The following is a 22,322-nucleotide window of genomic DNA, read 5'->3' on the forward strand; positions in this document are numbered from 1 at the left end:
TTTGGTTTTTGCGCTTTTGTTTTTTTGTCAAGCGAGATAGAAGGGAGCAGGATTATGAAAAAATATATCTTTGTTACAGGCGGCGTGGTCTCAGGTCTCGGCAAGGGAATCACTGCGGCATCTTTGGGACGGCTGCTCAAAGCTAGAGGACTGAAAGTGGCCGCACAGAAGCTGGACCCGTATATTAACATCGACCCAGGCACCATGAGTCCTTATCAGCACGGAGAGGTTTTTGTCACCGAGGATGGGGCGGAGACAGATTTGGATTTGGGACATTACGAGAGATTTATCGACGAAAATCTGAACAAATTCAGTAACCTGACAACGGGGAAGGTCTATTGGAATGTTTTAAACAAGGAGCGAAATGGGGAATACCTTGGGAATACAGTACAAGTAATCCCGCACATCACCAATGAAATCAAATCTTTCATCTATAATGTGGGCGAGACATCTGACGCAGATGTTATCATTACGGAAATCGGCGGCACCGTGGGCGATATCGAAAGTCAGCCCTTCTTAGAAGCCATCAGGCAGGTATCCCTGGAAGTGGGGAAAGAAAACTGTATCTTCATCCACGTCTGCCTGGTGCCGTATCTGCAGAGTTCAGGCGAACATAAGTCCAAACCGGTACAGCATTCTGTAAAGGAGCTGCGTACTGTGGGCATTTCACCTGACATCATTGTCTTGCGCGTGGATCAACCGGTAGACCAGGAAATCATCGATAAGATTTCACTGTTCTGCAATGTCAAGAAGGACTGTGTTATTGAAAATATCACACTGCCTGTGCTTTATGAAGCGCCTATGATGCTGGAAAAGTCCAATCTGAGCTGGATTGTCTGCCGAGAACTCTCCCTCAACGCCGGACCTTGTGATATGGAAGAATGGACAGCCATGCTGGAACGGATCGCATGCCGTGAGAAAAAAGTGATGATCGGCCTGGTAGGGAAATATGTGAAGCTGCACGATGCCTACCTTTCTGTGGCTGAAGCCCTTCGCCACGGCGGTTATGAAAACGATGCCAAGGTGGATATCAAGTGGATTGAAGCAGAGGGTCTGACTGCGGATACTGCAGACAGCCTGCTGGGAGATGTAGATGGAATTCTGGTTCCCGGAGGCTTCGGCGACAGGGGCATCGAAGGAAAGATTTTGGCGGCTAAGTTTGCCAGGGAACAGGATATTCCATACCTGGGAATCTGCCTGGGCATGCAGACTGCTGTCATTGAATTTGCCAGAGACGTGGCAGGTCTTGAGGACGCGCATTCAGGAGAATTTGTACCAGAGAGCAAACATCGGGTCATCGATTTGATGGCTGACCAGCAAGGCAACCTGCCCAAAGGCGGAACCATGAGACTGGGAGCCTATCCGTGCAAAATCAAAGCAGGCACTATTTTGGCGCATGCATATGGAAAAGAAGAAATTCAGGAACGGCACAGACACCGTTACGAGTTCAACAATGATTATAGGGAGTCTATGGAAGCTGCGGGACTGGTGATTGCAGGGACCTCTCCTGACGGCAGACTGGTGGAAGCTGTTGAAATCCCCGGTAAGCGTTTTTTTGCAGCCGTGCAATATCATCCGGAGTTTAAATCAAGACCAAATCACGCCCACCCGCTGTTCCGTGAGTTTATCAAAGCCAGTTTAGAAAAGGAATAATCGCTGCAAATTAAAAGAGGCGGTTACGTCGACAATACTTGTCAGCGCAGCTACCTCTTTTTCTCTATTCGTCTTCTTTAATATGATTATATTTTTCTCTGGTCGCAAGACCACCGCGTATATGTCTCTCTGCTTTGTTGACATCAAGTACTGCCTTTACCTGTGCGGCAAGAGAAGGACTTATTTCCTGCAGTCTTTCTGTGACGTCTTTGTGCACCGTACTCTTGCTGACCTTGAATCTCTTTGCAGCGGCTCTGACAGTGGAATTAGTTGAAACTATGTATTCAGCCAGCGCAAGTACTCTCTCTTCTATGTAATCCTTCATATTAAACACCGCTCCTTAAACTCAAGTTAGAACCAATATATGCAGCGGTTTGACGGGATATGCAAAGGAATGATGATTTCACATAGAATTTCATTTGACACAAGCCAAGTTCTTTCGAACTTTATGACAATCGGCAGAGAAGACGGGTACCCTTTGACAAATCAGTGTCTTAAGACTATGGTTTTACACAGATTTAACATTAAAACTATAGAATTCATATCGCTAATATAGTAGACTGAATGTAGAAAAATGGAGGAACTCGCGATGATTTATTTTGTTGAAGACGACAACAGTATCAGGGAACTTGTTTTATATACACTTAACAATGCAGGTTATGAGGCCAGAGGGTTTGAAAGACCGTCGCTCTTTTGGGAGGCACTGAAACAAGAAGCGCCGCGGCTGATTTTGCTGGATATCATGCTGCCGGAAGAAGACGGACTGCAAATTTTGAAGAGGCTGAGGGCCTCCTCGACAACCAGCAAAATACCTATCATGATGCTGACTGCGAAGGGGACAGAATACGACAAAGTCATCGGATTGGACTACGGTGCGGATGACTATGTGCCTAAGCCTTTTGGCATGATGGAACTGATTGCCAGGGTGAAAGCACTGCTGCGCAGAGCAGAAGTCGTCGATACCGACAGGGATTATACTATCGGCAAACTCTTCGTTTCTCCTTCAAAACACGTAGTTCGCACCTGTGGCCAAGATGTAACTTTGACTCTGAAAGAATTTGAGATGTTAGTTCTGCTGGTAGAAAATCAGGGCATCGTATTTACGAGAGATCAGCTGCTCACCAAAATCTGGGGTTATGCCTTTGACGGCGAAAGCAGGACGGTTGACGTTCATATCAGATCTTTGAGACAGAAGCTGGGCGAATGTGGTGGACTGATTGAAACAGTTCGAGGTATCGGTTATAAAATTGGAGAAGATAAATATGAAAAGCCGAATATTTAAAGGAATCTTTCTAGTCGCTATTCTGGTATGGATTGCATGCATGATTCTTATTATGGGAGCACTTTACATGCAGTACAACGGAGAGTACGTGCGGGAACTGAAAAACGAAGCCTATCTGGTAGCCCATGCTGTTGAACAGAACGGCGGGGAATATTTTGCTGACTTGAAGCTGGCAGAAAATCATAGAATCACCTGGATTGGCCAGGATGGTACTGTAAAGTATGATTCTTCCGTCAATGCTGATAAACTGGAGAATCACGGCAGCAGGCCGGAAGTGCTGGAGGCCATGGAAACGGGATACGGCGAGGACACCCGTTATTCAAAGACGTTAGCAGAAAAAACCATATACAGCGCCGTCAAGCTGACAGACGGAACAGTGATGCGCGTTTCCCAAGTGCAGTTTTCGATTTTTACGCTGATTCTCAGTATGCTGCAGCCAATTTTGATCGTATTGATTCTTACGGTTCTCTTATCACTGCTGCTAGCAGCACAGATTGCTAAGAAAATCGTCAATCCGATCAATGAAATTGATTTGGAACATCCTGAAGCGGTGCAAATTTATGAAGAAGTAAAACCTCTGGTGGACAAGATTTCGGAGCAGAATAAGGCGCTGAACTATCAGATCAATCAACTGCAGGTAGACGTTGACGAGAAGACCAAGGAAGCAGACTTCAGAAAAGAGTTCACAGCTAACGTTTCTCACGAGTTGAAAACACCTTTGACCTCCATTTCCGGTTTTGCTGAGATCATCAAGAATGGTATCGTCAAAGAAGAAGATATACCGCGGTTTGCGGGAAGAATTTATGATGAAGCTCAAAGATTGATCACCCTGGTAGGAGACATCATCAAATTGTCGCAGCTGGACGAGAAGCAGATTGCGGCGAAAAAAGAACGGTTGGATCTCTATTTGATTTGCCAGGACGTCATCGACACCTTGGAACCGGCGGCCTTTGAGCGCCATGTGGAGGTTTCTCTTACGGGGCAGCACCTCTATGCGGAAGGCGTGGGACAGATTTTGGGCGAAATCATCTATAACTTGTGCGATAATGCGATAAAATATAACAAGGAGGGCGGCAGCGTTACCGTCAACGTCCACGAAGAGGAAGGAAAGCCGGCTGTGACAGTACGTGATACCGGCATCGGAATCCCGGAGGAGGATTTGGACCGAGTCTTTGAACGGTTCTTCCGGGTCAACAAGAGTCACTCCAAAGAAATAGGCGGTACCGGGCTGGGTCTGTCTATCGTAAAGCATGGAGCCGCTTATCACAATGCACAGATCAGAATCGACAGCAAGCTGAACTGCGGAACAAGTATTACAATTATTTTTTAATAAATTGACATTGATTAAAGAGAGGAAAACGTACATGGATATTTTTTCATTTATTACACTGTTTGGAGGCTTGGCGCTATTTCTTTATGGCATGAACTTGATGTCTCAAGGCCTTGAAAAACTGGCTGGAGGTAAATTGGAAGGGATTCTCAAGAAAATGACCTCAAATCCGGTGAAGAGTCTGTTTCTGGGAATCGGCATCACGGCGGTAATTCAAAGTTCATCGGCTGTCACGGTCATGCTGGTAGGTTTGGTTAACTCCGGAATCATGCAGCTTTCTGGCACGGTGGGCGTCATCATGGGTTCTAATATTGGAACGACAGTGACCGCCTGGATTCTCAGTTTAGTAGGCATCGAAAGTGATAACGTATGGGTAAAGCTTTTGAAACCAGAGTCCTTCTCGCCGATTCTGGCTTTGGTCGGCATTATTTTGATGATGTCATCCAAGACCAGTAAAAAGAAAGACATCGGCAGCATCATGATCGGCTTTGCCATCCTGATGTATGGCATGAATTTCATGAGTGATTCGGTGAGTCCGCTAGCGGATATGCCTGAATTCACCTCTATGCTGACTGCGTTTACCAATCCGCTGCTGGGTATTGTCACTGGCCTGGTACTGACGGCGGTAATTCAGAGTTCCTCTGCTTCAGTAGGAATTCTGCAGGCACTATCCCTGACTGGGGGAATCTCCTATGGAATGGCCATTCCGATCATCATGGGACAAAATATCGGAACTTGTGTCACAGCGCTGATTTCCAGTATTGGTGTAAATAAAAATGCCAAACGCGTTGCGGTGATTCATATCGCTTTCAATCTTCTGGGTACAGCAGTGTGCCTGCTGCTCTATTTCATATTGCATTTTGTCGTGGATTTGACCTTTATTGAAACGGCAATTAATCCTGTGGGAATCGCCATTGTGCACAGCATTTTCAACATTACGACGACGATCCTGCTGCTGCCGTTCTCAAAACAGCTGGTAAAACTGGCGGAAGGAACCATCAAGACAGAACCAGAGAAAGAAATCGCTTTCCTGGACGAAAGGCTGTTGAAGACGCCGTCCATCGCACTGCAGGAATGCAATCATATTACGACAGAGATGGCATATGTGTCAAAGCAGTCCATGATGGACGCTATGGATTTACTCTTTGCCTACAATGAGAAAAAAGCGACTGGTGTCAAAGCATTGGAGGGAGAGGTAGATACTTATGAAGACCGGCTCGGTTCTTATCTGGTAAAATTATCGGGTTACGATCTTTCAGATACCGACAGCAAACAAATATCAAAGCTGCTGCACACCATTGGAGACTTTGAACGTATCAGCGATCATGCTGTAAACGTCATGGAAGCAGCGCGGGAAATTGAGGAAAAGAGAGTTCCGCTGTCACCGGAAGGGGTAGAGGAAATAAAAGTAGCTACTGCAGCAATCAGGGAGATCATGGAAATCGCCATCAAGGCTTTTGACGAAAACGACTTGGAACTGGCTTATCGTGTAGAGCCGCTGGAACAGGTTGTAGACGGGATTATCGAAGGCATTAAGCTGAACCACATAAATAGACTGCAGGCGGGTAAATGCACCATTCAGCAGGGATTTGTACTCTCAGATATTTTAACCAACTACGAAAGAGTATCAGACCACTGTTCAAATATCGCTGTCGCTATGATTGAATTATCAAAATCAGCCTTTGACACCCACGAATATCTGGACAAGCTGAAAGCGATGGACGACCCTGAATTCAGAAAGATGTTTACAGAATACAAACAAAAATATGCCATATAAATCTATATTTTGAAAATATCAGCAATTTCGTTGAAAAAACATGAAAAATTGTATATAATAGTTCCGTAATCCTAAACGACGTTACCATGACGTGGGCATATAGTAGAAAGTGTTCATTGAATCATGACATTCGATTCTGAATTCAGAGGTAAGTCATGGTATAATGTATCAAAAAATGGCAATGCTATATATAATTGAGAATATATTATTTTTTAGAGAAAAGGAGTATGGAAATGGCAAGTGAAGTAGGAATTGACTTAGGGACAGCCAATGTCTTAGTATATATAAAAAACAAGGGCATAGTACTGAACGAGCCGTCAGTAGTGGCAATTAACAAAGACACGGATGATATTCTCGCTGTGGGTGAAGAAGCAAGACAGATGCTGGGAAGAACACCTGCTAATATCATCGCCGTGCGTCCACTTCGTGACGGTGTGATTTCAGATTATGATATTACTGAGAGGATGCTGAAGTATTTTATCAAAAAGACATGCGGAAGCGGCAGATTCTTTAAACCGAAAATCATGGTTTGTGTCCCGAGCGGAGTGACTGAGGTTGAGAAGAGAGCTGTTAGGGAAGCGGCAACACAAGCAGGAGGAAAAGACGTTTATCTGATGGAAGAACCAGTTGCAGCAGCGATCGGTGCTGGAATTGATATTGCCCAGCCAGATGGTGTCATGGTTATCGACATCGGAGGCGGAACCACAGATATCGCTGTCATTTCCCTTGGCGGTATTGTTGCAAGTACATCCGTAAAGATGGCCGGAGATAAATTCGATGATTCCATCATTAAATATATGAGAAAAGTACACAAGCTGTATATCGGTGAAAGAACTGGCGAAGAAATCAAGAAAACGATTGGTACTGCATATCCAAGAGAAGAAAACATGGTCATGGAATGCCGGGGCAGAGATTTGGTTACGGGGCTTCCAAAGACCGTGGAGGTCAGTTCCGAGGAAATCATGGAAGCGCTGGAAGAACCACTTCACACTATTTGTGAAGCAGCCCATAGCGTTCTTGAACAAACCCCGCCTGAACTGGCAGCGGATATCAGTAATTCTGGTATTGTCATCACCGGCGGAGGTGCATTGCTTTACGGCATCGATAGAAGGATTCAAGATAGGACAGGCATCCAGGTGAGAATCGCTGATGACCCGACGTCTTGTGTAGCAATCGGTACAGGAAAGGCGCTCAATGAGTTAGAGTCGCTGGAAAGCAATTCACTGAATAGAAGAGCACCTTATTTATAAAACAAATTATCCAAAGACGCATTGGCTATGCGGCAGACTCCGCAGCACTAGCCGATGCGTCTTTTTGGTTACATTAGCTTACAATATCACATCAAGATAACCGCCCATCCCATTAGAGGCTGAAAAGCCCTTGGGTGCTAAGGAGGGAAACTTTATCACGTTTTTCTAGTAAACATAAGTAAATCTTATTCTTAGATAAGTACAATTCGTTTTAATTATATTGAGTGGCGCTATAGAATAAAGACAAGAAAAGCGAATGTATGAGAAGGAGGTCAATATCATGAGAAATAACAGTAAAATTTGGACTTTGATCATGTTGATGAGTTTAGCGGTGGTGGTGCTGGTGACTTTTATAATCTGCCTAGCAGAAATTAACTGGGCAATGGAGAAAATTTTGATGACGGTTGATGTAGTTGCAGCGGTGGTGTTCACCACTTGCCCGGTGATGATTACAGGAACCACAGAAACCGTGCAATAAAACAGGTAGGGGCTGATGGCAGCCCCTATTTCTGTGTGGATTTTTGTATTAATGTAATTATGATGATATTATGCTGTTGCCGATATAGTCGATAAATTTTCGGGCAGCTAACGGCATTGTATCCCAGTTATGCCATGCCAAGGATAGTGTACGTTCAGGTCTTTCCCTGATTTCACGGATTTCTAAGTCTGGTTTGACTTTTGCGAGCAAAATATCATAAAAGGCTGATATGCCTAGACCTTGCTCTACCATAGAGATGATGGAGTAATCATCATAAACTTTATATTCTATATTAGGGGTCAACTGTTCCTGCTGAAAGGCGCGGAGAAGCAGATTGTATTCCCCTTCATCGGGAAGGATGATTGGTCCCTGTGCCAATTGTGCTAAAGTGACTTCTTTTTCATTTGCCAGCGGATGGTTTTTTGGCAGAACGGCCTGCAGCCGTTGGCGTACCAGCGGTCTTGTTTCTAATTTTGTGACCGCATCTGGATTGACAAAGCCAAAATCAATGTTGCCATCAAGGATCCCTCTTTCGATACTGTCGTAGCTGCCTTGCTGCAGTTCAAATTTAACTTCGGGATATTTTTTCTTGAACTCCATCATTGGTTCAGGCAGTAGAAACCGGCTGACTGTAATAAAAGTACCGATGCGAATCGTGCTGTTCTTTAGTCCCTGCATCTCTGAATGCTTGCGATTTAAATTTAGTTCGGCGCTGTAAATAGAATGCAGATAAGGAAAGTATTGCTCACCATCCCGAGTGAGTGTGATCCCATCTTTCCCACGATTGACCAGAGTAGTCGAGAGTTCCTGTTCTAAAGATTTGATGGTCTGGCTGACTGCACTTTGAGAGTAACCGATGATGTCAGCTGTCTTTGTAAAACTGCCTGTCTCTATGACTTTGCAGAAAATTCCATAACGAGAAATCATAGTGTTCACCTTCCTAGTTATAATGAAGTTAAAGTGGAGTCTGCCGCCTGGCGAGCGATACCCAACGTTTTGTATTAATCTATTATATCTATTGTAAGGATTTGCTCCGAGAATGTCAACGCTGATTGAACGGCTGAAGCCGATCGCGGGCTGTTAGAGGGGCAAAACGGGCCGTTGCAGTCCGCGGCCGAGCGCGCCAGAAAAAAAGTGCGAGACATTTTTTGAGAACGTAGTCGATTGCGGACTCTTAGAGGGGCAAAACAGGCCGTTGCAGTCCGCAGCCGAGCGCGCCAGAAAAAAAGTGTGGGACATTTCTTGAGAACGTAGTCGATTGCGGACTGTCAGAACTGCAAAACGGGCTGTTGCAGTCCGCAGCCGAGCGCGCCAGAAAAAAAGTGCGGGACATTTTTTGCGAACCCAGCCAATTGCGGACTGTTAGAGCCGCAAGACAGGCCGTTGCAGTCCGCAGCCGAGCGCGCCAGAAAAAAAGTGCGGGACATTTCTTGAGAACCCGGTCAATTGCGGACTGTTAGAGCCGCAAGACAGGCCGTTGCAGTCCGCAGCCGAGCGCGCCAGAAAAAAAGTCTGGAACATTTCTTGAGAACTTAGCCGATTGCGGACTGTCAGAGGGGCAAGACAGGCCGTTGCAGTCCGCAGCCGAGCGCGCCAGAAAAAAAGTCTGGGACATTTTTTGCGAACCCGGTCGATTGCGGACTGTCAGAGCCGCAAACCAGGCCGTTGCAGTCCGCAGCCGAGCGCGCCAGAAAAAAAGTGCGGGACATTTTTTGCGAACCCAGTCGATTGCGGACTGTCAGAGCCGCAAAACAGGCTGTTGCAGTCCGCAGCCGAGCGCGCCAGAAAAAAAGTGCGGGACATTTCTTGCGAACCCGGTCAATTGCGGACTGTCAGAACTGCAAAACAGGCTGTTGCAGTCCGCAGCCGAGCGCGCCAGAAAAAAAGTGCGGGACATTTTTTGCGAACCCAGTCGATTGCGGACTGTCAGAGCTGCAAACCAGGCCGTTGCAGTCCGCAGCCGAGCGTGCCAGAAAAAAAGTGCGGGACATTTCTTGAGAACGTAGTCGATTGCGGACTGTCAGAGCCGCGACTGCTGTGGATAGACTTGACGCTTAGAACCACGACTACCGTGGATGGATTAGCTAGTGAGAGTTTAAACTTTCCTTTACACTCTCGCAAAAAGCGGGTATCATAATAGTATTAGAAACTGAAGTAGATAAGAATAGGAGAACCTATGAAATTAGAGTTAATCGCAACTGCCACTTTTGGTTTGGAAGCAGTTGTCAAGAGAGAAATACAGAATCTGGGATACAAAGTGGTCAAATCGGAGGACGCCAAGATTACTTTTTTGGGAGATGAGCGGGCCATCGTCAGAAGTAACTTATGGCTTCGATCAGTAGACCGAGTGCTGCTGAAAATGGGAGAGTTTACTGCACTGACCTTTGAGGAGCTGTTTCAGCAGACGAAGGCGATTCCTTGGGAGGAACTGATTCCCATCGATGGAAAATTCACAGTGACGGGCACATCCGTAAAGTCGAAGCTGCACAGTGTGCCGTCCTGTCAGAGCATCGTTAAAAAAGCTGTTGTGGAGCGCCTCAGGGAATACTATTGTATCGATCGTTTTGAGGAAATAGGTGCAGACTATACTATTAAAACGACCATTTTGAAGGACAAAGTCACGCTGACGATCGATACCAGCGGCACAGGACTACACAAGAGAGGCTATAGGGTTCGCGATGTGGCGGCGCCAATCAAAGAAACTCTGGCGGCAGCTATGGTTCAGTTGTCTTTTTGGCGGGTGGGCAGACTGCTGATTGATCCTTGCTGTGGGTCTGGAACCATTCCAATTGAGGCAGCTATGATTGGCAGAAATATCGCTCCTGGACTCAACCGTAAATTTGCATCTGAAGAATGGGAGATGATACCAGAGGAGATGTGGAAAGAGGAGCGGCGCAGCGCTTTTGAAGCGGTGGATTATGACGCAGAACTGAAAATCTATGCTTTTGATATCGATGGCAAAGCCATTGAGGCCGCCAAAGAAAACGCCATTGAAGCTGGTGTGGATGACTGCATCATCTTCAAGACGATGGATATGGCAAAACTTTCCGCCAGGGAGAACAGCGGCATCATTATCACCAATCCGCCATATGGTGAACGTATCGGTGAAGAGAAGCAAATTGAAACGATATATAAGAAGTACAGAACATTCATGGCGGAAAATCCGACCTGGTCACTTTTCCTTATTACGACGGACAAGACTGTAGAAGGAAAAATCATGGGAAGGCCGGCAGACAGAAGACGGAAACTCTACAATGGAAGATTGGAAGTATGCTATTATCAGTTTCATGGAAAGAAGGAGTAAATTCTCGTGGACATTACCGTAGATAAAAGTATCAGAACTCCTCTATATTGGCAGATTGCAGATCAGATTAAGTCGATGATTATTGAAGGGCAGATGGCGGACGGATCGATTTTGCCGTCGGAACGATCATTGGCTCAAATGCTGGGCGTGCACAGGAACACCATTATCAAAGCCTATTCTCACCTCAAGGACCAGGAACTGATTGATTCGCTGCAGGGCATCGGCTATCGAGTGACCTACAAGAGCAAAAGTTTTTATGAGCCGGATGTGAGGAAAAAGGTCAATTGGAGTACGATTATAAAGGATGAATATCAGGACATGGAACGCACTTTTGATGATATTTTCCTTCGTTTCACGGAAGAAAACAATATTTCCTTTTCTACGGGCATGCCGCCTGCCATCTATAACGAAGAAGATCTTGCGGCTGATCTCGCCGCAATCCTCAGGGAAGAGGGGAGACGACCGTTTTATCTATCTCCTTATCAGGGGGATTTGACGTTACGTCACAAAATCATTGCCTATTTAAGAACAAAGGGCATCAAAGCGGGGCTGAACCAGGTACAAATTCTTTCCGAAACGAATCAAGCTCTCGACTTTATCGTCACGTCCCTTTTGAGGCCGGGAGACAGAGTGATTACTGAAGAGCCGGTTTCCCCTGATGTTTACCGCGTTATCGAGCTAGCTGGGGGCAAGCCCGTCACAGTACCGGTGGATGAGAATGGTATGATCTGTGACAATCTGGAAGCCCTCATAGAAACCCATCATCCCAAATTTATTTATGTCAATTCCAGCTATCACGACCCTACCGGCAATATCTTGTCAGTGGAACGCAGGCGAAAACTTCTTGAACTTTCCAACCGCTATCGACTGCCAATCATCGAGGAGGATGCGGCTTCAGAGTTATCCTTCGAGGAAAAATTTTTACCTACCATCAAATCCATGGATCGCAGCGAGAATGTCATTTATATCTATTCGTTTGCTTTGACTTTTATACCGGGCATGTCCATGGCATTTGTAGCCGCACCGGAAAAATTGATCAAAAGCCTCAGTTACCTGGTTTCCATTCGAATTATGACCCTGGATTGGATGACGCAGAAACTTTTGGCGAAATACATAACTGACGGCAAATACTACGAAAACGTCCAGAAAATCGCTGCTCTTAACAAGACAAAGAGGGATCTGATGTGTTCTTATCTAGATCGGATGTCTGATATCGGCGTCAGCTATCAGAAGCCTCGCGGCGGTGTCTATATCTGGTGTCAGCTGCCAAAGACAGTGGACAGCAAAGCGGTCGTATCCGAAAGCTTGAAGCGGGGTATTTCCATCATTCCTGGAGAAATTTTTTACCCCATGAGAAACGGCGGTCAAAATAATATCCGCCTGAATTATTCCTACGAGACGATTAGCAGAATCAAGCTGGGCATGGAAAATCTGATTGACATTATTAGGGAGTTGGTATAAGAGCAAAAATAGGACAAATTTGGTAAAGAAAGGATAAAACTGGTACACAAAAAAAGCAAAGCGCTGGTACTTTAATTTTTTGACAAATATAGTATGATTTTTTTATCGAGAGTTAAACTATCTTATGAACGAAATTTAAAATTATTCAAAGAGAAAAGGAGATTACACCAATGGCAGTAAATTTAAAGGGAAGAAGCTTTTTAACACTTATGGATTTCACACCGGAAGAAATCAGATATATGCTTGATCTGGCACACGATCTCAAAGCAAAAAAGAGAGCAGGAATCTGCAACCAGGTTCTGAAAGGAAAGAATATCGTTCTTCTGTTCGAGAAGACTTCAACTAGAACAAGATGTGCATTTGAAGTAGCAGCTATGGACGAAGGCGCTGGCGTTACATTCTTAGACTCCGGAAGCTCCCAGATGGGCAAGAAGGAAACTATGGAAGATACTGCTAAAGTATTGGGTAGATTCTACGATGGTATCGAATACAGAGGATTCGATCAGGAAGTCGTAGAGGGTCTGGCAAAATATGCTGGAGTACCAGTATGGAACGGTCTGACTGACGTTGACCATCCTACTCAGATCTTAGCTGACCTGCTGACAATCGAAGAACACGTTGCAAAACCACTGAACAAAGTAAAAGTTGTATTCAGCGGAGACATCAGAAACAACATGAGCTATGCTTGGATGTATGGATGCGCTAAGATGGGAATGCACTATGTTGCATATGGACCAGACGAAATGAAAGCTGAATTAAAGCAGGATGTTATCGCAAAGGTTCAGGAAGTTGCAAAAGAGACTGGCGCAACAATCGAAGTATCCTCAGATCCAGCTTGCCTGAAAGGTGCAGACGTTATCTATGCTGACGTTTGGGCTTCCATGGGTGAAGAAGCAGAAATTCCTGAAAGAGTTAGACTTCTGACTCCATTCAAAGTTACTGAAGAATTAATGGCAGCAACTGAAAACCCAGATTGCATCTTCATGCACTGCCTGCCTTCCTTCCATGACTTTGAAACAAAGATGGCTAAAACACAGAAGGAAGAAGGTTATGACATCCGCGAAGTTACTGACGAAGTATTCAGAAGCAAGAACTCCGTTGTATTTGACGAAGCTGAGAACAGAATGCACACTATCAAGGCTGTTATCGTAGCAACAATCGGCTAGCCTTTTCGCCCCAAGCTTGCTTGGATAGGCGAAACGGACAGCGAAGTGAAATCAGCCGGTTGTAGGCTGATGAACGGAGGAGTTCAGCTTGCTGAACGTTATGCTTGTTATTTTCACCCACAGCGTTGTCAACTGCCTTCGTTTCGTGCTCACGTACCTCATGTACGTTCCGCGCGAGCACTCAGTTGTTTCCTAGCTGTGCACGAAAATTCCTGCGCATTTAGACTTGAACTATATAAACCTAATAAACCCAAGGGCTGCCGCGCAGGCGGCGGTCCTTTTTAAGATTTCTAAGTAAAAAATAACGCGGACCTGGTCCGCAAAAGAAGTGCTTGGCGTGAAGCCTCGCACGAAAGATGAAAAGGAGATAAATTATGCATCCTGGAATTCATAATTATTCTGAAATTGGTAAATTAAATAAAGTGCTTCTTCACAGAATCGGTGAAGAAGTAGAAGGTCTGGTTCCAGACAACTTTGAAAGACTGTTGTTCGACGACATCCCTTTCCTGAAAGTTGCCCAGCAGGAACACGATAGATTTGCTGAAGTACTGAGAGAAAACGGCGTCGAAGTCGTTTACTACGTAGACGAAACTGCAAAGGCTTTAGCTGATCCGACTATAAAAAAAGAGTTTTTAAACAAGATGTTAGACGAAAGCCATCTCAATTCAGAAGGCATCAGAGAAGCGATCTTTGACTATCTGATCAAACTGCCTGAGAAGCAGATGGTAGAGAAAATCATCGCAGGAGTAAAGAGAGAGGAAATTCAGGGCGTTGAAAGTAAATCCTTAGCAGATTTTATTTCATCATCCTATCCGTTCTATATGGATCCAATGCCGAACCTTTACTTCACAAGAGACCCTGGTGCATGCGTAGGGAATGGTATCAACATTCACCATATGAGCACAGCGACAAGAAGAAGAGAAGCATTGCTTCTGAAGTATATGTTCCTTCACAACAGAGATTTTGCACCAGAAGGTTCACAGATCTGGTATGACTATGACCATGAATATTCAATCGAAGGCGGAGACGTTTTAGTTCTCAACGCTGAGACTGTTGCAATCGGACTGAGCCAGAGAACGACAGCCGCTGCCATCGAAAGATTTGCAGAAAACATGTTGAACAAGTCCACATTCAAGAGGGTATTGGTATTCGACATCCCTAAGACTCGTGCATTCATGCATCTGGATACCGTATTCACAATGGTTGACTTTGACAAGTTCACAATCCATCCAGAAATTGAAGGACCTCTGCAGCTGTTCGAAATCACTCTTGAAAAAGATGGAAAAGCGCATTTCGAATCAGTGACAGATTCCTTACCAAATATCCTGAAGAAAGTTCTCAATTTACCAGCAGTTGAGTTAATCCGCTGCGGAGGAACTGACTTGATGGCTGCACAGAGAGAACAGTGGAACGATGGTTCCAACACTCTTTGTATCGCTCCGGGAACTGTAGTTACCTATGAGAGAAACTACGTGACCAACGACCTGCTAGACAAGAAGGGCGTAAAAGTGCTGACCATTCCAAGTGCTGAGCTTTCAAGAGGAAGAGGGGGCCCAAGATGTATGTCTTGCCCTGTTAATAGAGACGACCTATAAAAAATGCTTGTTATTTCACTCACAGCATTGTAAACAACTTTCGCTGCGTGCCTCGTGTGCCTTGTGTACACAGGGCGCCTGGCGTGCAGTTGTATTTCAGCTGAAGTGTTGCGCATTTATTTAGGTTCGCTTACTAAATTTGTTTGTAAAATAGGAGAGAAAAAACATGGCAGAAAAAATTGTTATCGCCTTAGGCGGAAACGCTCTTCAGTCAGGTAAGAGCGAAGCTACTGCAGAAGCGCAGTTAGAAGTAGTTAAAAAGACATGTGAATATATCGCAGACATCAGCTGCAAAGGATACGAAATCGGACTAGTTCACGGAAATGGACCACAGGTAGGCAGAATTCTTCTTGCATCTGAAACTGCAAAAGATGTTACACCTTCCATGCCGTTTGACGTATGCGGCGCGATGTCACAGGGATATATCGGATATCACCTGCAGCAGGCTTTGAAATATGCGCTGAACAAGAGAGATAAGAACATTCCGGTTCTGACTGTTGCAACGCAGATGATCGTTGAGAAGAAGGACCCTGCGTTCCAGAACCCGACAAAACCGATCGGACCTTTCTATTCAGAAGAAGAAGCAAAAGCTTTAGAAACTGAAAAGGGATACACTATGAAAGAGGACGCTGGCAGAGGATGGAGAAGAGTCGTAGCTTCCCCGCTGCCGAGAAAGATCGTAGAAATCGGCGCAGTGAAGAAACTGTGGGATTCTTCCATCGTCATCTCCTGCGGAGGCGGCGGAATTCCAGTCGTTGAAAACATGGACGGTACTATGGAAGGCGTTGCTGCTGTTATCGACAAAGACTTTGCTGCAGAACTGCTTGCAGAGCAGGTAGGCGCAGACGTGTTGATGATTCTGACAGAGGTTGAAAAGGTTGCAGTAAACTTCAATAAGCCAGATCAGAAAGACTTAGACAAGCTGAACCTGGAAGATGCAGTAAAATACATCGACGAAGGACAGTTTGCTCCAGGCAGCATGCTTCCAAAGGTAGAAGCTGCCATGAAGTTCGTAAGAGCAAATCCAAACAAGAAGGCGATCATCACTTCCCTGGACAAAGCCATCGACGCTTTGGAAGGAAAGACTGGTACTGTCATCACTTTTGCTTAAAATATAATAACGTCAGTAGAAGAGCTGCTTTGTGGGGATATCCCTCGCGGGCAGCTTTTCTGTTGGCGCCGAATAGGCTTGATAAAACTACAGTTCAACTGGTGACTTTGATTTGATGTATGCTGCGCGCCATTCAAAGCGCTTCGATTTCTTCTTTGCTCAGATCGGTGATTCTGGAAATCAGATCAGTGTTGAAATCTTTGTCTTTCATTTTCTTAGTGTTTTTTAAATTCTTCTTTGCTTCGCCCTCAGCAAAAAGGATGTTCATTTTCTCACCAACGATTTTTACAATCATAATTTTGGAAGAAATGCACAGTCTGATTTAACATATAGTGGTCAAAGGTACAGATGAAGATGATGTAGCTGTGTTTCAGCTGTCTGTATTGATGCCTTGCTTGATCTAGTCGATATCGAACCAGGTGCTGTCGTCTTCGAAAAGAACATCGAGACGGACGTTTATGGTGATGATTGTCTTTTGAAGCTCCGTATTGGAACCGTCGCAGAGCCGCAGTTCCCGAATTTTTCTGCCCGGCATAATTCGCTCGAGCAGTTCTTTGCAAAGTGTAGCGTACTACATAACTAACCCAAAGATCAGACCATTTTTCAGAGGAAACTGAATGCTGTTATTTTCCATATCAAGGATTATCCTTTCTTAATAAAATATAAATAATTTCATATCGAATGGCTATGGGGAGGTGCATTTCGGTAAAATGCCAGGAGACGATGAAATCGTTAGAATAATCGGAAAACACGTAGTCTTTACCAGAAAATCCAAAGTAAATAATAAACACCCTCTTATAGTTTATATTACAATAACTATAAGTTGTAATATAAACAATAGAGAGGAGAAGAAAATGGAAAAGAAAAAAAGAAAGTTTCAAGTACCACATGTCTATGCGCTGCTGGTAGGATTGATCATCCTTTGCGCTATTTTAACCTATATTATCCCGGCAGGCGCCTATGATATGATGACCCTGGAGGATGGCCGTGAGGTCGTGGATCCCGATACCTTCCACTATATCGAGCAGACGCCGGTAGGCCTTATGGGAACCATGTCCGCTGTATTCCGCGGCATGCTGGAAGCGGCGGAAATCGTATTTCTGATTTTTATCTTTGGCGCTTGTTTTGGCGTTATCGGAGAAACCGGAGCGATTGAAGCGGGTCTGGTCAAGGCATCAAAGGCTCTTTCTGGCAAAGAAGTAGTAATTATTCCAGTATTAATGGTCATTTTTTCAGTAATGGGTGCCATCATCGGTTCGGCGGAGGACTTGCTCCCCTACATTCCGATCTGCGTGAGCCTGTGTCTGGCACTTGGCTTTGACTCTATTACGGGAACTGCCATCGTATTGTGTGGAGGAGCCGCAGGCTTTGCTGGCGCGTTTCTGAACCCTTATACTGAAGGGGTGGCACAGAGTATTGCAGGACTGCCGATGTTTTCGGGGCTGGGATACAGATTGGTGGTTTACGGATGCCTGGTACTTCTGACCATCACCTTTGTATTTATCTATGCCAGAAGAGTCAAAAAAAACCCACAGCTTTCACCGATGTACCAGATTGACCAGGCAAGAGAGGATAAACTGGAACTGGACGAGAAGACGCATCCTTTCGGTATCAGAGAGAAACTGATTTTGATCGCTCTGGCAATCACTGTCGGCCTCTTGGCCTATGGAACCATTCAATGGGGATGGTATTTTGAGCAGATTGCAGGTCTGTTCTTCGGACTGGGCATCGTGTCAGCCATTTTGGGCGGATTGTCCGTGAACCAGTTTGCCAATGCGATGGGAAAAGGAATGGCCGATATCGCAACAGGTGCGCTGGTCTGCGGTTTTGCGAGAGGCATTATGGTAGTGCTGACTGACGGCAACATCATTCATACCATTCTCCATGCGACGGCAAATGTGCTCATGAAACTCCCATCCGTCATATCCGCTGTCGGTATGTATATTTTCCAGTGTCTGCTCAACTTTGTCGTTCCGTCAGGAAGCGGACAAGCGGCAGTATCTATGCCAATCATGGCGCCGCTGTCAGACCTGGTTGGTGTCACAAGGCAGACCGCTACGTTGGCATTCCAATTGGGCGACGGCATTTCCAACATCTTTACGCCGACGTCGGGATACTTTATGGCGGCACTTGCGCTGGCAAAGATTCCATGGGAAAAATGGGCAAAATGGATTCTGCCTTTGATCGGTCTGCAATACCTGTTGGGCGCGGTTCTGATTGTTATTGCACATCTGATGAATTGGGGACCATTTTAAGTTAAGAGGTTATGATGAATAATTATGAGAAGATAGTAGATGCGGCGGAGGAAACAATCCGCCGCTACCACAAAAACCTTGCAGAACTCAACGATGACATTGCTGATCATCCCGAGGTTTCGACCAAGGAATATGAAACCTCGAGGAAAATGACAGCGCTGCTGGCCCAAGAGGGGTTTCAGATCATTTATCCCTTCGCCGGCCTTGAAACCGCATTCAAAGCCCATATGGGCGGCGGACATAGATATAAAGTGGCGATTCTGGCAGAATACGACGCACTGCCCGAATTAGGCCACGCCTGCGGGCATTGTCTGAGCGGCAGCATCAGCTTACTTGCGGGGCTTGCGCTGAAAGACCTGCAGGATCAGTTGGATGCAGATATCGATATTATAGGAACGCCAGACGAGGAGTACGATGGAGGCAAGGTAAAAATGCTCAGAGCAGGTGCTTTTGACGGATATGACATGGCAATGATGGTACACCTGTATGACTCTAATTTGGTTTATACCAAACTGCAGGCCATGGATACCTATACTTATTATTTTCATGGACAGGCGGCACATGCATCAGCCTGCCCGTGGGAAGGGCGCAACGCCTTCAACGCCAGCCAGCTGATGTTCCATGCGGTGGATATGCTGCGGCAGCATGTGACCCCTGACGTGAGAATTCACGGAATTATCAGGTATGCGGGAGAGGCACCGAACATCGTGCCAGAGGAGAACGCATTGGAGATGTATATTCGCGCACTGGAGCGGGAAAATCTCAATGAGGTGGTTCGGAAAATTGACGACTGTGCCAGAGGCGCAGCCATTGCAACCCAGACCACATGGGAAAAGAAGGCAACGGCAGAGGTCTACGACAATATGAAGCAGAACGCCTTTGGCATTGAAAATCTAAGGCAGGTTTATGAGGAACTCAATCTGCCCTTAAATGGCGATGCGGAAGAAATCTTCGGTTCATCGGATACAGGCAATGTGAGTATGATCTGCCCGGTATTTCATCCGACCCTGCAGGTAGTGGATCGGGGCGTAGCAGTTCACACGCGGGAGTTTGCCGAGGCAATGAAGTCAGAGCGGGCGCATCAGGCGCTGCAGACAGGGGCGCGAATTATCTGCAGACAAGTTGCAAAACTGCTCAGTGAACCAGAAAATATGGAGAAACTGAAAGAGGATTTTGAGAGGTAAAGATCATGGTATATGTATGGATGTTCCTTCCTGCCATCTGCTCAGCAGTGGCACTGGCCGTTTCTCTCGCCTATGGACGGGAAAAAAGCGCCTTGGTGATTGCAGTGGTAGCGGCCATGTCTGTGTTTCTTCTGGTCAAAGACATGCTGCCGCTGCCCGCCTGTGTCAACGGGGTAGCGGTGGCCTTTGCCCTGACGTACCTGGCAATCTCAATCTATCTCGCTGTGAAAAGAAGAAAAGAGCGTGATGCAGAATGCTAGATACGTTGATTATAAACGGCTGCTATCCTGATTTTGAAAGAGATAGAATGATAGAAGCGAATATCGGGATTAAAAATGGAAAGATCAGTTATATCGGTGACCAAAGGCCGTCTGCACGAAGGCATATCGATGCGGCGGAGCGAGTCGTGTCCCCCGGTTTCATAGATATCCACATGCACGAAGAAAACTTTCAAGAGGATGGGCCAGGCTATATCATCGGAGAACTGATGCTGAAAATGGGCGTCACCACTGTCTGCGGCGGCAATTGCGGTATGCAGAATCAAAGGCTGTCACAATTTAAAAGGATGATAGAGCACCTGGGCGGCGCTCCTGTTAATTATGTCATGCTGGCAGGGTACAACCAGATGCGCTATCTTCTGGGAATCGGACATAGTGAGCGCATCTCACCAAGGCAGCAACAGCAGGTGCTGCGTTTGCTGTGTGAAGAACTGGCGGAAGGTGCCAGGGGCATTTCTTTTGGCATAGAATACGACCCCGCTATCACTTTTGAGGAGATGGCAGAGGCTCTGACGCTGCTTCATGGCAATCAAAGGTATCTGGCGGCGGCACACTTTCGCCAGTCGGCGGACGGAGCACTTGATTCAATCAAAGAGATGATTGCACTGTCTGAAGTTTCGGCGACAAAATTTCAGATTTCTCACCTGGGCAGCTGCGCGGCTACGGGACAGATGGCGGAGTCTTTGGAACTCATTGACGAGGCAAGAAGGAAGCATGCCTGGATCGATTATGATATTTATCCTTATAACGCCTTTTCTACATTGATCGGCAGCGAGGTGTTCGAGAAGGAGAGCCTGGAACAGTGGTGTAAAGACATCGGAACCATCATGTTGACCCAGGAACCATATAAAAATGCTTATTGTACAGAGGACTTGCTCCAGAAGGCCAGATCAGAGTATCCCGATATGCTGGCAGTGGGCTTTATCATGGATGAAGAAGAAATCACACAGGCTGTGAGCAGAAAAGGTGGTATGATTGCCAGCGATGGCATTTTGAACAGGGGAAAGGGACATCCGAGAGCGGCGGGAACTTTTCCGCGAGTTTTGGGAAGATATGTAAGGGAAGAAAAGTGTCTGTCCCTGCTGGACGCATTGAGAAAGATGACGCTGTATCCGGCAGAAAGGTTGTCTTTGACCTCGAAGGGACGTATTGCCATTGGCGCTGACGCGGATTTGACCGTCTTTGACCCGCAGACGATTTTGGATTGTGCGTCATACGATGACTTATATCAGCAGCCGGAGGGGATTGATCTTGTGCTCATTGGCGGATGCGTGGCCTTGGATCATAAACAGGTCATACACGACAGGCTGGGAAGTTTCATCCCGTTCCCTTAGACAAGGCCGGCGAGCGTGGCGCTGGAAGAATCTTTTAATTCTTAAAAATTCTTAAAATAGTATACTTTCTACCGGAAAATGTGTTACTATGGTTTGTAGAGATTAATATTTTCAGCAATAGCAGCATCATTACAGAAGGGAAGAAGGTTATGAAGAGTATAAAAAGACTCATCTGCATTTTGTTGTCGGCCAGTATGATTGTTTCAGCGACGGCTATCTGTGCATTTGGGCAGACAATAGACGCAGTACATCAGGGGAATGTAGGAGATAGTTCTTCTAAAGAGCTGAAAATGCAAGGGATGGATACGGGAAATCGCTTTCCGGGCGTGGAGAATGCCTCGTCATTTCCCAAGCTTAAAATCAACAGAAAAGGTGCAAAAATCGGCAAAGGGGAAAAGCTGAGACTTAAGGCCTTTTACTATCCGCCAACCCAGAAGGGAAAGAACTTTCGCTGGGTATCGACCAATCGAAAGGTGGCCAAGGTAACATCTGATGGTATTGTGAAAGGCATCAGTCCAGGCAGGACTAATATCATCGTATCTCAGCGCTCAAATCCCAGTGTCAGGGCTATTTGCAAGGTTACAGTGGGTTATACGATCAAATACCACACGAAGGGCGGCAGACTTGCCAGAAGAAGCCCGCGTGTCTATTATAACGAAAGAGTCACTCTCAAGGACCCGGTAAAAAAGGGCTATGCGTTCAAGGGCTGGTACACGGACCGAAGCCGTACAAGAAAAATTACCTACATTGACAAGGGCGCAGATCGAGATTATACGCTTTATGCAAAATGGGAGAAAGAATAGAACAAAAAGATTTGTTACAGGTTTAAGAAACGAGTATTATAGAGAAGGGGGCTGTCATTTT

The 22,322-nt window shown here is 45.8% G+C and carries 20 protein-coding genes; 16 read left to right on the top strand and 4 right to left on the bottom strand.

Going from position 1 to position 22,322, the window contains the following annotated elements; translation table 11 throughout:
- Positions 1 to 54 precede the first annotated feature (54 nt).
- Positions 55 to 1,653, top strand: coding sequence for a CTP synthase (locus ACMQ5W_RS00335; protein WP_419022421.1), 1,599 nt, complete (start codon positions 55 to 57; stop codon positions 1,651 to 1,653).
- 64 nt (positions 1,654 to 1,717) lie between these two features.
- On the opposite strand, the gene spoIIID is transcribed toward ACMQ5W_RS00335, so the two are convergent.
- Entirely contained in the window at positions 1,718 to 1,978 is a 261-nt protein-coding gene (gene spoIIID / locus ACMQ5W_RS00340; protein ID WP_148493641.1) for a sporulation transcriptional regulator SpoIIID, read from the bottom strand.
- Positions 1,979 to 2,242: 264 nt separating this feature from the next.
- Here spoIIID and ACMQ5W_RS00345 point away from each other — a divergent pair, with 264 nt between their 5' ends.
- The 5 genes from ACMQ5W_RS00345 (at position 2,243) to ACMQ5W_RS00365 (ending at position 7,770) form a co-directional block, all read left to right on the top strand.
- Positions 2,243 to 2,935: a response regulator transcription factor gene (locus ACMQ5W_RS00345; protein WP_148493642.1), complete on the top strand. Its 693-nt coding sequence runs from the start codon at positions 2,243 to 2,245 to the stop codon at positions 2,933 to 2,935.
- Positions 2,916 to 4,265, top strand: a complete 1,350-nt coding sequence (locus ACMQ5W_RS00350; protein WP_419022423.1) for a sensor histidine kinase — start codon at positions 2,916 to 2,918, stop codon at positions 4,263 to 4,265. Before ACMQ5W_RS00345 ends, ACMQ5W_RS00350 begins: the two co-directional genes overlap by 20 nt.
- A 34-nt stretch (positions 4,266 to 4,299) precedes the next feature.
- Positions 4,300 to 6,042 (top strand): Na/Pi cotransporter family protein, encoded by a 1,743-nt coding sequence (locus tag ACMQ5W_RS00355; protein ID WP_419022425.1) that lies wholly within the window; start codon positions 4,300 to 4,302, stop codon positions 6,040 to 6,042.
- 227 nt (positions 6,043 to 6,269) lie between these two features.
- Positions 6,270 to 7,292 carry a rod shape-determining protein gene (locus ACMQ5W_RS00360; protein WP_067532423.1) on the top strand — a complete coding sequence of 341 codons (1,023 nt, stop codon included), beginning with the start codon at positions 6,270 to 6,272 and terminating at the stop codon, positions 7,290 to 7,292.
- Positions 7,293 to 7,572: 280 nt separating this feature from the next.
- Positions 7,573 to 7,770: a hypothetical protein gene (locus tag ACMQ5W_RS00365; protein ID WP_419022427.1), complete on the top strand. Its 198-nt coding sequence runs from the start codon at positions 7,573 to 7,575 to the stop codon at positions 7,768 to 7,770.
- Positions 7,771 to 7,827: 57 nt separating this feature from the next.
- Here ACMQ5W_RS00365 and ACMQ5W_RS00370 read toward each other — a convergent pair whose 3' ends face one another.
- Entirely contained in the window at positions 7,828 to 8,697 is an 870-nt protein-coding gene (locus ACMQ5W_RS00370; protein WP_419022429.1) for a LysR family transcriptional regulator, read from the bottom strand.
- 1,249 nt (positions 8,698 to 9,946) lie between these two features.
- Between ACMQ5W_RS00370 and ACMQ5W_RS00375 the strand changes: the two genes are divergently transcribed.
- The 5 genes from ACMQ5W_RS00375 to arcC all read left to right on the top strand — a co-directional run bounded on the left by ACMQ5W_RS00375 (position 9,947) and on the right by arcC (position 16,407).
- The gene (locus ACMQ5W_RS00375; protein ID WP_419022431.1) at positions 9,947 to 11,074 is read left to right on the top strand and encodes a THUMP domain-containing class I SAM-dependent RNA methyltransferase; all 1,128 of its coding nucleotides are present in this window, start codon (positions 9,947 to 9,949) and stop codon (positions 11,072 to 11,074) included.
- Positions 11,075 to 11,080: 6 nt separating this feature from the next.
- Complete coding sequence (locus tag ACMQ5W_RS00380) at positions 11,081 to 12,535, top strand: PLP-dependent aminotransferase family protein (RefSeq protein ID WP_148493648.1); 1,455 nt, start codon at positions 11,081 to 11,083, stop codon at positions 12,533 to 12,535.
- 170 nt (positions 12,536 to 12,705) lie between these two features.
- Positions 12,706 to 13,701 (top strand): ornithine carbamoyltransferase, encoded by a 996-nt coding sequence (argF, locus tag ACMQ5W_RS00385; protein ID WP_067532415.1) that lies wholly within the window; start codon positions 12,706 to 12,708, stop codon positions 13,699 to 13,701.
- A gap of 374 nt (positions 13,702 to 14,075) precedes the next feature.
- Positions 14,076 to 15,296 carry an arginine deiminase gene (gene arcA, locus ACMQ5W_RS00390; RefSeq protein ID WP_148493649.1) on the top strand — a complete coding sequence of 407 codons (1,221 nt, stop codon included), beginning with the start codon at positions 14,076 to 14,078 and terminating at the stop codon, positions 15,294 to 15,296.
- A 166-nt stretch (positions 15,297 to 15,462) separates the two neighbouring features.
- The gene (arcC, locus tag ACMQ5W_RS00395; protein WP_419022433.1) at positions 15,463 to 16,407 is read left to right on the top strand and encodes a carbamate kinase; all 945 of its coding nucleotides are present in this window, start codon (positions 15,463 to 15,465) and stop codon (positions 16,405 to 16,407) included.
- Between the two features lie 133 nt (positions 16,408 to 16,540).
- Here the strand turns inward: arcC and ACMQ5W_RS00400 are convergent, their stop codons facing one another.
- Both ACMQ5W_RS00400 and ACMQ5W_RS00405 read right to left on the bottom strand, forming a co-directional pair.
- On the bottom strand, positions 16,541 to 16,675 hold the full coding sequence (locus ACMQ5W_RS00400; RefSeq protein WP_419022435.1) for a hypothetical protein: 135 nt from the start codon (positions 16,673 to 16,675) through the stop codon (positions 16,541 to 16,543).
- Positions 16,676 to 16,807: 132 nt separating this feature from the next.
- The gene (locus ACMQ5W_RS00405) at positions 16,808 to 16,942 is read right to left on the bottom strand and encodes a hypothetical protein (RefSeq protein WP_419022437.1); all 135 of its coding nucleotides are present in this window, start codon (positions 16,940 to 16,942) and stop codon (positions 16,808 to 16,810) included.
- Positions 16,943 to 17,261: 319 nt separating this feature from the next.
- Here ACMQ5W_RS00405 and ACMQ5W_RS00410 point away from each other — a divergent pair, with 319 nt between their 5' ends.
- The 5 genes from ACMQ5W_RS00410 to ACMQ5W_RS00430 all read left to right on the top strand — a co-directional run bounded on the left by ACMQ5W_RS00410 (position 17,262) and on the right by ACMQ5W_RS00430 (position 22,261).
- A complete protein-coding gene (locus ACMQ5W_RS00410; protein WP_419022439.1) occupies positions 17,262 to 18,662 on the top strand; it encodes a YfcC family protein in 1,401 nt (466 codons plus the stop codon).
- Between the two features lie 11 nt (positions 18,663 to 18,673).
- The gene (locus ACMQ5W_RS00415; RefSeq protein ID WP_419022441.1) at positions 18,674 to 19,846 is read left to right on the top strand and encodes a M20 family metallopeptidase; all 1,173 of its coding nucleotides are present in this window, start codon (positions 18,674 to 18,676) and stop codon (positions 19,844 to 19,846) included.
- Between the two features lie 5 nt (positions 19,847 to 19,851).
- Entirely contained in the window at positions 19,852 to 20,106 is a 255-nt protein-coding gene (locus ACMQ5W_RS00420) for a hypothetical protein (RefSeq protein ID WP_419022443.1), read from the top strand.
- Positions 20,100 to 21,458, top strand: coding sequence for an amidohydrolase family protein (locus ACMQ5W_RS00425; RefSeq protein ID WP_419022445.1), 1,359 nt, complete (start codon positions 20,100 to 20,102; stop codon positions 21,456 to 21,458). Before ACMQ5W_RS00420 ends, ACMQ5W_RS00425 begins: the two co-directional genes overlap by 7 nt.
- 149 nt (positions 21,459 to 21,607) lie before the next feature.
- Positions 21,608 to 22,261 (top strand): InlB B-repeat-containing protein, encoded by a 654-nt coding sequence (locus ACMQ5W_RS00430; RefSeq protein WP_148493660.1) that lies wholly within the window; start codon positions 21,608 to 21,610, stop codon positions 22,259 to 22,261.
- Positions 22,262 to 22,322: the final 61 nt, after the last annotated feature.

Origin of the sequence: Emergencia sp. (genome assembly GCF_048465375.1) — a bacterium.
Lineage (GTDB): Bacteria > Bacillota > Clostridia > Peptostreptococcales > Anaerovoracaceae > Senimuribacter.